Raw genomic sequence first — 13,558 nt, 5'->3', positions numbered from 1 at the left:
CGGGACTATTCTTGGTCGGCGGGTTCGGTCGTCAGGGTGCCGCCGCTGCCGACGACAATCTTATCGACACGCAGTTGCGCTTCCTTGAGCTTGGCCTCGCAATGAGTCTTCAACGCGACGCCCCGCGAATAGGAATCGATGGCCTGATCCAAGGACCCGGCCCCCTGCTCCAGCCCGCGCACGATATCTTCAAGCTCGCTCATCGCGTCCTCGAAGCTCAGCGCGCGGACATCCGCCGGAATTTCCGTCTGGGTGTCGGTGTCTGGGGTTTTCTGCTTGGCCATGGAATACCTTATCGACAAGGCGCGGGAGTGTAGGGCCCCCGCCCCCGTACCGCAAGTGCGAAGCCCCGGCGGTGGCGGAATTCAGAGGTTTACTGTGTCATCAGGGCACGCACATGCCCCGCACTGCTTTCCGCCAGGGCGTTCAGGTCATACCCCCCCTCAAGACAAGACACCACCCGGTTGTCGCAGCAGTCGCGGGCAACCCGCAAAAGTTCGACCGTGACCCAGACAAAATCCTCGGTCGTGAGCATCAGCGATGCCAATGGGTCCCGCGCATGGGCATCGAATCCAGCGGAAATGATCAGAAGATCAGGGTTGAACTTACGCAGCGCCGGCAGGATGCGGTCGCGATAGCCCCGGCGGAAGGCATCCGTGCCGTCGCCCGGGTTCAGCGGCAGGTTGCAGATGTTGTCCGCCACGCCCGTGTCCTGCAGTTTGCCCGTGCCCGGATAGGCGGGCCATTGATGGGACGACGCATAGAACAGGTTGGGGTCGTTCTGAAACGAATGCTGCGTGCCGTTGCCGTGGTGAACGTCGAAATCCACAACGGCGACCTTCTCGATGCCCTCGGCCCGCTGGGCGTGACGGGCGGCGATGGCGACCGTGTTGAACAGACAAAACCCCATGGCCTGCGACGATTCCGCGTGATGGCCCGGCGGCCGCACGGCACAGAACGCGTTGCGTGCTTCGCCGCTGAGAACCGCATCGACCGCGGAACAGGCGCCGCCGGCGGCGCGGAGTGCGGCTTCCGCCGATTTCGGCGACATGCTGGTGTCCGGATCCAGGTAGACACGCCCTTCCGTGGGCACGTTGTCCATCACCGTTTCCACGTAGTCGTGACCGTGAGTGTTCTCGACCACACCCAGGTCGAGCATCGGCGCTTCAAGGCGCAGCAGATTGGCGAACGGCTCAGCCTCCAAGGCCTGCATGACCGCGCGCAGGCGTTCTGGACATTCCGGATGGCCGCGACCCGGGTCATGCTCCACGCAGGCTTGATGGAAATATAGCTGCGTCGTCATTGGCGTCGTTCCTTTCTCCCGCTCCTGTCCTCAGGACGGGTTCGCGTCACTGTTTCGCCCCGCCTGTCGTCAGAACCCGGAGATAGTCCACGAGATTGGCAAGTTGTTCTTTGTCAGGCACCCGCTGCACCGGCATCTTGGTACCCGGCAAAAACTTGTCAGGCCCCTGGTAAAACAAATCAAATAGGGTTTTTTCATTCCAAGTAAAGGACTTGTTTCTGAGCGCACCGGAATAGTTATAGCCCTCGACCGCACCGACCCGCCGCCCCCACAACCCTTCGAAATGCGGGCCGGAGCGCGTCGCCGCCTGGGTGTTCAAGGCATGGCAATTGGCGCATTTGGTGTACAGCCGGGCCCCGGGGTGATCGCTCGACAGCCAGGGTTGCTTGCCGGTCTTGTCGCTGGCCTTGAGCCCGATGCGGTCCCCCGTTTCCAGATGCCATACGGCGGTGGTCTCATCGGCGCTTGCAGTCAACGCAAAGCGGCCGTCCGGTGCGAAGCGGGCGGCCCAGATGATTTTTTCGTGGGCGGGAATGGTTGTCAGGATCGCCCCGGTCGCCAGATCCCATTCCATCAGGCGCCCGTCCCGGCCCGCCGACAAAGCCCGCCGCCCATCCGGCGATACGGCCGCGGCATAGACCTGGCCGGTGCGATCCTCGCTATGGGTAAGGACGGAGACGGCCGCGCCCGTTTTGATGTCCCACAGGCGCAGCGTGCGGTCGATGCTGGCCGTCAACAGGCGCTTCCCCCCGGGCAACGCATTCATTTTCGTAATGCCCTGACGGTGCCCCTCAAGAACACCTTGTAGGCGACCGTCTTTGATCGACCACATTCCGACCTTGCCGTCGTGCCCGCCGGCGGCTACCCAGGCGCCGCCGTTGACGAAAGCGACATCGTTGATCGGCGCGGAATGTGTGATCACACGGATTGCCTCGCCTGTCGCCATATCCCAGATCCGCAGGGTCTTATCCCAGGAACCGGTGGCGATCTGCTTGCCGCCGGGCGACACGGCCGCCGCCATGACCTTATGACCGTGCCCGGTCAGCCGCCGGACAAGCTTGCCCGCAGGTACGTCCCAGATAATTGCCGACTTGTCGTCACTGGTGGTCACGGCATGCTTGCCGTCGGGGGTGAACACGGCACTGGTCACCGGCCCTTCGTGGGCGTCAAGGACGGCCACTTCCGCCTGCGTCCCGAAATCCCACAACCGCGCCGTGAAATCGAAACTGGCCGTGACGACCCAATGGCCGTCCGGCGATACGTCGACGGCCCGCACCATACCGCCGTGACCGATCAGGTCGGCGCGCGCATCGCCCGGCATCGCCGCGGCCAACAGCATCGCAAAGCAACCCACCAAAAACTGGAAAACGCGGGGCAACCGGACAGTCGGCCCATGGATGGGAAGGTCGGCGCGCGGGGCGGTCAGCATCGGCATGGTAAATATATTGGAAGAAGCCCCGCCCCTTGCCAACCGCCTTTTCGCCATGCGCAAATAGACCGCCTTGACGGGGATTTACGTGCAAATTTGCTTGCAATACTGATTGCGGGGCGCACGGCCCCTGCCTAAACTGGCGCCCGCCGCAGGCCCAGACCCGAATTCGGGCCCGAACCAGAGGAACGCCCCTTGATGTCCGCAGCCCGGCCCACCGTCTTTGCCCTATCGACAATCGCTGCCGCCTTGCTATCTCTGGCAACCGCCCGGGCGCAAGCACCGCAGGCCGTGCCCGTTGTCGTCGACCGGGTGGTAACCGAGGCTTCGCATCAGAACGTACCGGTGATCGGTCGCTTCATCGCCCGCCAGGCCGGCCCCGTCGCAGCGCGGATCAGCGGTCCCGTCGCCGAATTCAGGGTCGATGTCGGCGATCGGGTCGCCAAGGGCGACGTCCTGGCCGTGCTGGTCAAGGACAGCCTGAAGTGGGAACAGGAATTGAAGGCGGCCGAATTGAACCGCTTCCAGGCCGCCCTGGAAACAGCCCAGGAAACCCTGAAGCTCCGCCAACAGGAACTGTCACGCCTGGAAGGCCTGCGCAAATCGGCCGCGTTCTCGCAGGCCCGGCTTGACGACAAACTGCAGGAAGTCGCCGTCGCCAGGGCCGAAATCGCCGTTGCCGGCGCCCAGATGGCCAGCGCCAAGGCAAACCTTAGATTGGCAGAGATCGCCTTGTCCTATGCCGATGTCGTTGCCCCCTACGGCGGCGTCGTGTCCCGCCGTCACACGGAGGCCGGCGCCTTCGTCAACCTGGGCGATCCCCTGATCACCCTGATCAACGACACGAATCTGGAGATTGAGGCCGACGTGCCGTCACGCAACGTGGGCGGTCTGGTTCCCGGCGTCGGCGTCACTGCTGCGGTGTCCGCCGCCACGACGATCCGAGCCAGCGTGCGCGCCGTCGTGCCCGATGAAAATCCACAGACCCGCACCCGCACGGTACGCTTCCGCCTTGATGCGCTGGCCGACGGGACCGGCATCGCCGCGAACCAAAGCGTGACGCTCAGCATTCCCGCCGCACGCGCCGCCTCGGTGGTCACCGTGCACAAGGACGCCATCCTCAACCGCCTGGGCAAGACCGTCGTGTTCCTGCACGAAGGGGGCAAAGCCCTTGTCCGCCCGGTGCGCCTGGGCGCCGCCATGGGCAGCCGCCTGATCGTCGAGAGCGGCTTGGCCGCGGGCGACCTAGTGGTCGTGCGCGGCAACGAACGCCTGCGCCCCGGCCAGGACATCTCGTTCACCCCGCCGCCGAACCGCGGCGAGGCTGCCCCCGCCGCCGACACGGCCCCGGCGCCTAAGCCGAAGACCTGAGGCCCGGAGACGCCCCCCCATGGACCTGATCCGGCTATCTATCCAGCGACCCATCGCCGTCATGGCGGCGGTGCTGATGCTGATTCTGTTCGGTGTGGTGGCCCTCTATTCGATCCCGATCCAGTTGACGCCGGACATCCGCAAACCGGTCATCAGCGTCGAAACAGTCTGGCCCAGCGCCGCCCCTGCCGAGGTCGAGCGCGAAATCATCGTCAAACAGGAAGAGGTCCTGAAGGGCATCGAGGGGCTGGAGGAAATCCGCTCCGAATCCCAGGACGGGCGCGGGCGCATCAATCTGGAATTCGCCATCGGCACCAATATGGACAAGGCCCTGTTGCTGGCGTCCAACCGGCTTGATCGGGTCAACGGCTATCCCGAGGAAGCGGACGAGCCGTCGATCCAGACCGCCAGTGCCGAAGACAACCCCATCGCCTGGTTCGTGATCATCCGCAAGCCCGGCAACAACGAGGAAATTCACCGGTTCGGCGATTTCGCCGAGGAGGTGATCCAGGACCGCATCGAACGCGTGGCCGGCGTGGCGCGGGTCAACCTGTATGGCGCCGCGCGCAAGGAAATGACCATTTTCGTCGAACCGGACCGCATGGCCCGCTACGGCCTGACCGTGACGGACGTGGTCGACAAGCTGCGCGCCGCCAATTCTTCGGTCTCGGCGGGCGACGTGGACGAAGGCAAGCGCCGCTACGTGGTGCGCACCGAGGGTGAATTCCAGCGCCTGGAAGACGTATCCAGCGTGATCCTGCGCTCGGACCGCGACCCCACGACCGGCCGCTTCGCCCGCGTTACCGTGGGCGATATCGCGACCGTGGCCTGGGACACCTCCAAGCCGACCGAACGCATCCGCTTCAACGGCCAGCCGGCCATGGCCTTCAACGCCGTGCGTGAAGGCGGCGCCAACGTGATCGAGGTCATGCGCGGCATCCGCGAAGCCGTGAAGGAGTTGAACGAATACGCCCTTCCCTCCCAAGCCCTGGAACTGCGTCAGGTCTATGACGAAACCATCTACATCAATTCGTCCATCGACCTTGTGCAGCAGAACATCGTGGTTGGCGGGGCACTCGCCGCGCTCATGCTGCTGCTATTCCTGCGGTCGGGCGGGGCGACGCTGATCGTCTCCATGGCGATCCCCGTGTCCGTCATCGGCGCCTTCGTCGCCATGGCCGCCATGGGCCGGTCGCTGAACGTGATCTCGCTGGCCGGGATCGCCTTCGCCGTCGGCATGGTCGTCGATGCGGCGATCGTGGTGCTGGAAAACATCTTCCGCCACCGCGAATTGGGCCGTACGCGGGCCGAAGCCGCCTACCGCGGGGCCAAGCAGGTCTGGGTCGCTGTCCTGGTATCCGCCTTGACCACGGTGATGGTGTTCATTCCGGTCCTGGTCATGGATCTGGAGGCCGGCCAGCTGTTCCGCGACATCGCCGTGGCGCTCTCCGTCTCTGTGCTGATTTCGCTGCTGGTCGCCGTCACCCTGATCCCGGCGCTGGCCAATCGCATTCTGGGATCGCCCGGCGAGGACAGCATCGTCCGCCGCCATATCCCGGTGATCGACGATTTCGCGGCCCTGTTCATGAAGTCGCTGATGGGGTTGACCAAATGGGTCACCGCGTCGCGTCTGCGCTCCGTCATCATGGTCACCGTTCTGTGCAGCATCTGCACCGGCGTCACCTGGCTTTTGCTGCCCAAGCTGGAGTATCTCCCCAGCGGCAACCGTAACCTCATCATCGGCTTCATCGTGCCGCCGCCGGGCTACAACCTGGACACCATGGAACAGATCGCCCGCGGCTATGAGAAAGAGGTCTTCCCATTGCTGGCCGAGGTCTCGGGACCGGAGCCGGACGCTCAGGGCCGGCCCAAGCTGAACCGCTTCTTCTTCGTCACCTTCCGCGGCCGCACCATTCTGGGCGCCGCCGCCCATGATCCGACGCGGGTCAAGGACCTGATCCCGATCCTCAGCGAGGCCGCCTTCAAGGAACCGGGCACCCTTGGCCAGATCACCCAACGCTCCCTATTTGGGCGCGGCGTCACCGGTACCCGCGCCATCGACCTGAACATCCTGGGCCCGGACCTGGAGCCGCTGATGGAGGTGGCGCTCAAGACCTTCAACCGCGTCAACCAGGAGTTCCCCCGCAAGGAAGGCAACCAAGTCCGCCCGCAGCCGGAACTGGTCCTGGGGGCGCCCGAACTGCGCATCCGCCCCAACCGGGTGAAGCTCGCCGACAACGGCGTGACCGCGCGCCAGCTGTCGGACACCATCGACGCCTTCAACGACGGCCTGCGCATCGCCGAAATCACCGTCGGCAACAAACTGGTCGATTTGATGATCAAGGGCCCCTTGGATCAGGTCACCGAAACACAAGGCATCAGCAACCTGCCGGTCGTGACCTCGGCCGGGCTGATCATTCCGGCGGCGTCCCTGTCCGACATTGAAATGACCACGGGCCCGACCCAGATCAATCACTTCGAACGTCAGCGCGCGGTGACGCTATCGATCTTGCCGCGGGACGACGTGCCGCTGGAACAGGCGCTCGACATCATCAAAACCAAGATCATCGACCCCATGTATGCAGAGGGCCTGCCGCCCGGCACATCGCTGCGCCTCACCGGCACGGCGGACAAGCTGAACCAGACCTGGCAGGCCATGAAGCTCGACCTGGGGATTGCCGTGATCATTGTCTATCTGGTGATGGCGGTTCTGTTCGAAAGCTTCCTGTATCCGCTCATCATCATGCTCTCGGTGCCGCTGGCCACGGCGGGCGGTGTGGTCGGGCTGTCGTTGCTGAACATGTTCACATTCCAGCCGCTGGACATGCTGACCCTGCTGGGCTTCGTGATCTTGATCGGCATCGTCGTCAACAACGCCATCCTGCTGGTTCACCAAACTCTGGTGCACCTCCGCGAAGACGGCATGACCGCGGCCGAGGCAATCCGCGAGGCGACCAGCAACCGAATCCGGCCGATCTTCATGTCCACCTTGACCAGCGTGTTCGGGATGATGCCGCTGGTGGTGTTCCCGGGGGCCGGTTCGGAGCTTTATCGCGGGTTGGGGTCGGTCGTGTTGGGTGGCCTGTCGCTGTCGGCGATCTTGACCCTTGCCATCATTCCGCCCCTTTTAACCCTTGTCATCGGGGTCGGTGAAAAACGGGGGAAACCTTCGGCCGGCCACGGCACCGATGCCCCCACCGCAGACCCCCAGGCAGCTGAATAACCGTGATGACCATAAATCGAAGAATCGAAACGTCTAGACCACGGTCTGTCCAAAAGTATGGGCATACCCTGGCCTTTTGTCCGGTTTTATCCGCCCGAGAAAATGCTTATATAAGCCCCTAGCACCCCACCGCGCGTAAACCTGAGGGTGAACGGGCGCGGTCAATAGCAACAACAACCATCGCAATAAGGACAATAACAACCGCCATGCCAACTTATACCGTAGAACAGAATCACGAACAGGCCAGCGCCCTTCTCAAGGCGATGAGCAACCCTCACCGCCTTCTCGTGCTGTGCCACCTTGCCCGCGGCGAAAAATGCGTGGGCGAACTTGAAACCATCGTCGGACTGTCTCAGTCCGCCCTGTCGCAGCATCTGGCGCGCCTGCGCCATGACGGCGTGGTCAAAACCCGCCGCGACGCGCAGACGATCTATTATTCCCTGCGCGGTGATGAAGCGATGACGATCCTTGAGGCGCTGGCCGGGCTGTTCGAAATGCCCGCCGTCATCGAAAAGGCGCGTATCGCCGTTTGATGCATGAAACCGGCTTGGGGGGCGGCATTGCCGCCCCCGTGCCGGTTATTTCATGTGGGTGGCGTAACGCCGCCCGGCAGTTCCCTAGATAGGATCAGCCCAGGCCGAGAATGCCCCGTGCCTCGTCCGGCGTGGCAACCGACGATCCCAGATTCTCGATGATCGCTGCCGCGCGTTCGACCAGGGCCGCGTTGGACGGTGCCAGTTCGCCGGCCCCCAAATAGATGTTGTCTTCCAACCCGACCCGCACGTTGCCCCCCAGAAGGACCGCTTGGGCGACCATGGGGAACTGTTGGCGCGAGATGCCGAACGCCGACCAGGGTGCCCCTTCGGGCAGCCGGTCGCGCATGTGCATCATGGCTTCCGGGGTCGCCGTGGCGCCGTAGGAAATGCCCAGGCACAGCTGGAAATAGGGCGGCGATTCAATGTGCCCTTCCTTGATCAGCTGCTTGCACAGTTCGATGTGCCCGGTGTCGAACACTTCCAATTCCGGCTTCACGCCCGCCGCCTTGATGCGGTCGGCCATGACGCGCATATGGCGCGGCACGTTCATGAAGGCGCGTTCGCCGAAGTTCATGGTCGCGACGTCGAGCGAGCAAACCTCCGGCTTCAGCTTTTCCACGTGGGCCGTGCGCTTTTCCGGGGTGACATATTCCGTGCCCGGGCCGGCGATCAGCGGATCTTCGTCGCTCGGCATATAGCGGGCACCGGGTCCGGTGGTCAGGTTGATGATCATGTTCGAGCCGGCGTCGCGGATGCGCTTCACGACTTCTTCGTAGTACTCGAACTTCATGCTCGGCGTACCGTCGGGTTCACGCACATGGATGTGGCAGATCGCCGCCCCCGCCTTTGCGGCGTCGAGCGACGACTGCGCGATCTGTTCCGGCGTGACGGGCGTCGCCTTGGTTTTCTGTGTGGTCGGCGCCGACCCGGTGACGGCGCAGGTGATAATTGTCTTTTGGCTCATGGTGGCCATTTCCTCCTGGTTTATTGTGCCGACATCATACGCACAGCGGCGGCCGGGCGGAAAGTCGCCAACAGGTCGGTAAACATCTGCCCAGAACAAATGGCATAAAAAGCGGGGTCGTTGTCATTGCGCCAAACACCGGGCCGCCGCACACTACGGCCATGGCACCCGATACGACATCACAGGCGGATATATCCGCGCGCCGACAGACCGCACCGAAGCGGATCGGCATCGTCATTTTCGACCGTTGCCAGATCATCGACGCGACCGGGCCCGCCGCCGTATTCGGATCCGCCAACGAAATCCATATGGCTGCCGGCGGCAACGGACCACTTTATGACCTGCGCATGATCGCCGGCCGCTCGGGCCCCGTACGCACATCGACCGGCGTCTCCCTATTCGCCGATAGCGCCCTCAAAGACGCGGTCCCGCCGTTCGACACATTGATCTGCGCCGGCGGCAAGGGGTCCCTGAAGTTCACCGAAGACGCGGATACCATCGACGACATCCGCCGCTTGACGAAATCGGCGCGGCGCGTGGTTTCCGTCTGCACCGGAGCTTATGTTCTGGCCGCCGCCGGGCGGCTCGACGGACGCCGCGCGGTGACCCATTGGGCCCATTGCCGAAATCTGGCCGACCGCTTTCCCAACGTCAGGGTCGAACCTGACCCGATCTTCATCAAGGACGGTAACATCTATACCTCGGCCGGCGTGACCGCGGGCATGGACCTTGCCTTGGCGCTGCTGGAGGAAGACCACGGCAAGGCCCTGGCGCTCGAGGTGGCGCGGGAGATGGTCATGTACATGAAGCGTCCGGGCTCCCAGACCCAGTTCTCGCGCCAACTATCGGCGCAGATGGCACCGCGGGGAAACATCCGCGACGTGCAGATCTGGCTGCTGGACCGGCTGGCTGAGGACATCAGCGTCGAAACCATGGCCGAACAGGCCGCCATGAGCCTGCGCACCTTCAATCGTCATTTCAAGAAAGCCACGGGCCGCACGCCCGCCGGCTTTGTCCAAGAGGCCCGCATCGAGGCGGCCCGCAACCTCCTGGAAGACAGTGACCTGCCCGTCAAGCTGATCGCCGGGCAATGCGGCTTCGGTGACGAAGAACGCATGCGCCGGGCCTTTCATCGCAATCTGGGGGTCAGCCCCCAGGACTACCGAATGCGGTTTGCCTCCCTGGCACCCGCCTGACCCTTTCCCGAAACCCAACCCTGACCGGAGACATCATTATGACCACGCAAATCGGCATTCTCGCCTTCAACGACATGGAAGAATTGGACGCCATCGGCCCCTGGGAAGTGTTCTCCTGGGCCGCCAAGCAGGAAGATTCCGGCCTCGCCGTCTGCACCATCGGATCGGGCAGCCGTGAAATCACCTGCGCGAAGGGCCTCAGGATCGTCACCGATTACACCCTGGACGACCACCCCAAGCTGGACATCGTCTTGGTCCCCGGCGGCCAGGGCACGCGGGCGATCTTCGCCAACGGCGGGCCGGAAATCGACTGGCTGAAGAAGGTTGCGCCGGACTGCAGCTGGGTGACCAGCGTGTGCACGGGTGCGCTGCTGCTGCACCGGGCGGGTCAGCTGCAGGGCAAGCGGGCGACGACCTATTGGGCGGCGGTCGACCTGTTGCGCGGCGGCGGCAATGTCGAGGTTATGGACGATGTGCGCTTCGTGCGCGACGGCAATGTCGTCACCTCGGCGGGCATTTCCGCCGGCATGGACATGTCGTTGTGGCTGCTGGGCCAGCTGAAAAGCCCTGAATTCGCCCGCTTCGTCCAGAAAGGGATCGAATACTTCCCCGCCCCGCCCTATACGGCGGCCGCCTGATAGCGGTAGACCCCGGCGGCGTCGACGGAGCGGCTCACCCGCCCAAGCGTCATCAGGTGATGCAAATGCGCCAGACTTTCGCCGATGGCGAAGAACATCTGGTGGGTGTCCATCTCGCGCTTGAACAGGTGTTCCAACACGTCGACCGCCGTCGCCCCGCCGTCGCCGTCCCGCGCCGCACAGGCGGCCTGGGCGGCGTCCAGGCGTTCCACATGATGGGCGGCCAGGTCGTCCAGGCGCTCCAGAAGCCCTCGGAACGGCCAGTTGTGGGACGGTAGCACCAAGGTATCGGCCGGTAAGTCCTTGAACCGCTTCAGACTGTCCAGGAACCGCGCCAGGGGATCGGCCTCCGGCTCCTGCGGCCAGACGGAGACATTGGGGCTGATCTTGGGCAGAATCTGATCGCCGGATATCAGCACACCCAGGTCCGCACAGTACAGACAGGCATGTTCCGGCGAATGGCCGTTGCCTTCGATCACACGCCAGGAATGGGTCCCGACAGCGAATTCATCCCCATGGGCGATGCGCCGGATGGCCGCCGGAATGGGCGAAATATTGCCGCCGTAACGCCCGACCCGATGTTCGACCTGGTCCAGACGGTCGCCGGTAAAGCCGGCGGCCTTGTAAAACGCGTGAGACACTGGCCCCGCCGTTTGTCCCGTTTCGAAGCTGAGCATCCGCCCGGTGGCCCATTCCGTGTAGGGCATCCACAGCGGCACCTTGAAGCGCGCCGCCAACCAGCCGGCCAGGCCCACATGGTCCGGATGGAAATGGGTGACGATGATGCGTGTGACGGGCTTGCCGCCCAGGGTGTTCTCGAACACACGGTCCCAGGCGGTGCGGGTTTCCTCGGTGTTGATACCGGTGTCGACAAGGGTCCAGCCGTCGCCGTCTTCCAGCATCCACAGGTTGATGTGGTTCAGCTTGAACGGCAGGGGCATGCGCAGCCAGCGCACGCCGGGCGCGACCTCCCAGGTTTCGCCAAGGGGCGGTTCACCGTCGAAGGCATAATCGGGTTGGAAAGACACGGAAGGATGGGCTCCGAATGGTCGTCAGGGCGGGAATGTGACTGCTACCACGCATGACGGCGCCCCGGCAAGCCGGGTGGTCGCGGCGTCAGGGAACGGATTAAGGACGGCTGAGGGGGATGAGGCCCGCCCTAAGCGGCATGGCAGAACGGCCCGGATTCATCAATCGCCACGGTCTCGGCATTTTCACAGCCAAGGCGTTCAAGCACCTCCCGCGCCCGTTCCCGGGGAACCAGGGAAAGCTGATCGTCGGAAGCACTCCAATAGAAATCGACATGCGCCTGATGCGCCAAATGGGTTGGCGTGATGACGAAATATTCCGGGTCGTTGCGCGATACGTAAACCAACAATTGCGGTCTCATCGGCTTGGTTCTCCTCATCTTCCTTAAGCGGATGTTTTTGAAGGAGGACGTTGTTGTCCGCGTTCTTTATCGCAGACAACGCGATCAAACACTATTGACCGAAAGTATAGGATTCAGCGTGAATAGGTATGCACGACCACAAGCATACCGAGGCAGCCCCTGCCGCCCCGGCATGCCGTGTCATCATTTCCGGAGAACCGGATAGGCGTAGTCGTAGACCAGGTCCGTGGCGCGGGCCGGCTCATGACAGCCCAGGCAATCGGTTACGTAATCCTTGGTCTGGGCTTTTTCCGTCTCGCCGGCGGCGAAGAACGACCATCCCCAGCCGTCACCCCACAGGGGATTTCCGGAAAACCGCCCTTTCCTGTCCTTGACCATGACGAAGTATCCGGCAACGTCGGCGGCGCTGGTTGCCTGGCCGGTGGTCAGGTCTTCGGTTTTGCCGTTGAACAGTTCCTTCACCAGGACGCTACCGTCCGGGAACTGTCCGGTTTGCCGATAGGCCGTGACGGCATCGCCGGGCGCGTAGACGACGTGCAGGCCAAGTTTGCCGTCCGTGTCCGCGTCACCGGCCACGGCCCAGGCGCCGAGCATGACGTAGCGAGCGCGAAAGCCTTCGGGAACGCGAAGGCTGCCGTCCGCGGCGACGGCGCCGTCGGCGAAATTGGAACGGTTGGATTGCGCGAAGGCCGTATCAACGGCAATGGCCAGGATCAAAACCATCGCCGAGGCCGCGGCCACCAGGATCAGGCGCAGGACGCAGCACCCGCTGTATTCTGTCGATGTCATATCTGCGAATTCCCCATCGAAAATTGAAAACCAACGGCCGACGACGGGGGCGGCGGTGGCGGTGCCGCCCCCGTGCCGGATCACGCCGCCGCCGCGTCGGCGTTGGCGCGAACCACGGGAAAGTCGATATCCGTACCGACGATGTGGTTGAAGTAGTTGGTCAGCAGGTTGACGCCGATATGCGCCACGATCTCGACGATTTCGCCGTCGCCAAAGCCCGCGTCACGCAGGGCCTGAACATCGGCGTCGGCGACCAAACCGCGGGCCGCCACAGCCTTGCGCACGAAGGTCAGGGCCGCCTGCACCTGGGCATCCTCGGACTGACCAGCAAGATTTCGGGTCAACTCGTCCGGGGCGACACCGGTCATCTTGCCGATGGCCGTGTGTGCCGAGGCGCAATAATCACAGGCATTAGCGCCGGCGATGGCCAGGGCGATCTGTTCGCGCAGGCGGGCGTTGAGAAGGCCGCCGCTCAACGCCTTGTTGAGGCCGAGATAGCCTTCGAGGACTTTCGGCGACTGGGCGAAGGTGGCGAAAATGTTGGGCACCGCGCCGATCGAGGCTTTGACCCCGTCCAGCAAAACCTTGGCATCACCGTTGGCTTCGGCGGGATTGACGGGTTGAATTCTGGGCATGTGCGTAACTCCTTTTGCGTTGTCGGTTAAAGGAGGGAGACAAATCTGTCTCCCTGGTGACGCACTAGGTAACAGATCTGTCTC

General features: G+C 63.6%; 13 protein-coding genes. 5 read left to right on the top strand and 8 right to left on the bottom strand.

Annotated elements, in window-relative coordinates:
* Nucleotides 1-5: 5 nt before the first annotated feature.
* The 3 genes from KFF05_07195 to KFF05_07185 all read right to left on the bottom strand — a co-directional run bounded on the left by KFF05_07195 (nucleotide 6) and on the right by KFF05_07185 (nucleotide 2,642).
* Nucleotides 6-284: an exodeoxyribonuclease VII small subunit gene (locus tag KFF05_07195; GenBank protein ID UTW53133.1), complete on the bottom strand. Its 279-nt coding sequence runs from the start codon at nucleotides 282-284 to the stop codon at nucleotides 6-8.
* A gap of 89 nt (nucleotides 285-373) precedes the next feature.
* A complete protein-coding gene (locus KFF05_07190; GenBank protein UTW53132.1) occupies nucleotides 374-1,303 on the bottom strand; it encodes a histone deacetylase family protein in 930 nt (309 codons plus the stop codon).
* Nucleotides 1,304-1,349: 46 nt separating this feature from the next.
* A complete protein-coding gene (locus KFF05_07185) occupies nucleotides 1,350-2,642 on the bottom strand; it encodes a c-type cytochrome (GenBank protein ID UTW53131.1) in 1,293 nt (430 codons plus the stop codon).
* A 288-nt stretch (nucleotides 2,643-2,930) separates the two neighbouring features.
* Between KFF05_07185 and KFF05_07180 the strand changes: the two genes are divergently transcribed.
* The 3 genes from KFF05_07180 (at nucleotide 2,931) to KFF05_07170 (ending at nucleotide 7,859) form a co-directional block, all read left to right on the top strand.
* Nucleotides 2,931-4,103: an efflux RND transporter periplasmic adaptor subunit gene (locus KFF05_07180; protein ID UTW53130.1), complete on the top strand. Its 1,173-nt coding sequence runs from the start codon at nucleotides 2,931-2,933 to the stop codon at nucleotides 4,101-4,103.
* Nucleotides 4,104-4,122: 19 nt separating this feature from the next.
* Complete coding sequence (locus KFF05_07175) at nucleotides 4,123-7,326, top strand: efflux RND transporter permease subunit (GenBank protein UTW53129.1); 3,204 nt, start codon at nucleotides 4,123-4,125, stop codon at nucleotides 7,324-7,326.
* A gap of 206 nt (nucleotides 7,327-7,532) precedes the next feature.
* Entirely contained in the window at nucleotides 7,533-7,859 is a 327-nt protein-coding gene (locus KFF05_07170; GenBank protein ID UTW53128.1) for a helix-turn-helix transcriptional regulator, read from the top strand.
* 94 nt (nucleotides 7,860-7,953) lie between these two features.
* On the opposite strand, the gene KFF05_07165 is transcribed toward KFF05_07170, so the two are convergent.
* The gene (locus KFF05_07165) at nucleotides 7,954-8,826 is read right to left on the bottom strand and encodes a 3-keto-5-aminohexanoate cleavage protein (protein UTW53127.1); all 873 of its coding nucleotides are present in this window, start codon (nucleotides 8,824-8,826) and stop codon (nucleotides 7,954-7,956) included.
* 161 nt (nucleotides 8,827-8,987) lie between these two features.
* Between KFF05_07165 and KFF05_07160 the strand changes: the two genes are divergently transcribed.
* Both KFF05_07160 and KFF05_07155 read left to right on the top strand, forming a co-directional pair.
* The gene (locus KFF05_07160; GenBank protein ID UTW53126.1) at nucleotides 8,988-10,022 is read left to right on the top strand and encodes a GlxA family transcriptional regulator; all 1,035 of its coding nucleotides are present in this window, start codon (nucleotides 8,988-8,990) and stop codon (nucleotides 10,020-10,022) included.
* Nucleotides 10,023-10,060: 38 nt separating this feature from the next.
* Nucleotides 10,061-10,660, top strand: a complete 600-nt coding sequence (locus tag KFF05_07155; GenBank protein UTW53125.1) for a DJ-1/PfpI family protein — start codon at nucleotides 10,061-10,063, stop codon at nucleotides 10,658-10,660.
* Here KFF05_07155 and KFF05_07150 read toward each other — a convergent pair.
* The 4 genes from KFF05_07150 to KFF05_07135 all read right to left on the bottom strand — a co-directional run bounded on the left by KFF05_07150 (nucleotide 10,642) and on the right by KFF05_07135 (nucleotide 13,474).
* Entirely contained in the window at nucleotides 10,642-11,601 is a 960-nt protein-coding gene (locus KFF05_07150; GenBank protein UTW53616.1) for an MBL fold metallo-hydrolase, read from the bottom strand. The genes KFF05_07155 and KFF05_07150 overlap by 19 nt on opposite strands.
* 218 nt (nucleotides 11,602-11,819) lie before the next feature.
* Complete coding sequence (locus tag KFF05_07145) at nucleotides 11,820-12,050, bottom strand: hypothetical protein (GenBank protein ID UTW53124.1); 231 nt, start codon at nucleotides 12,048-12,050, stop codon at nucleotides 11,820-11,822.
* Between the two features lie 183 nt (nucleotides 12,051-12,233).
* Nucleotides 12,234-12,773 (bottom strand): cytochrome P460 family protein, encoded by a 540-nt coding sequence (locus tag KFF05_07140; protein UTW53615.1) that lies wholly within the window; start codon nucleotides 12,771-12,773, stop codon nucleotides 12,234-12,236.
* Between the two features lie 146 nt (nucleotides 12,774-12,919).
* Nucleotides 12,920-13,474, bottom strand: coding sequence for a carboxymuconolactone decarboxylase family protein (locus KFF05_07135; GenBank protein UTW53123.1), 555 nt, complete (start codon nucleotides 13,472-13,474; stop codon nucleotides 12,920-12,922).
* Nucleotides 13,475-13,558 lie beyond the last annotated feature (84 nt).

The organism is bacterium SCSIO 12827, from assembly GCA_024397995.1.
Lineage (GTDB): Bacteria > Pseudomonadota > Alphaproteobacteria > Rhodospirillales > Casp-alpha2 > UBA1479.
This window is presented reverse-complemented; position numbering and strand designations above follow the sequence as displayed.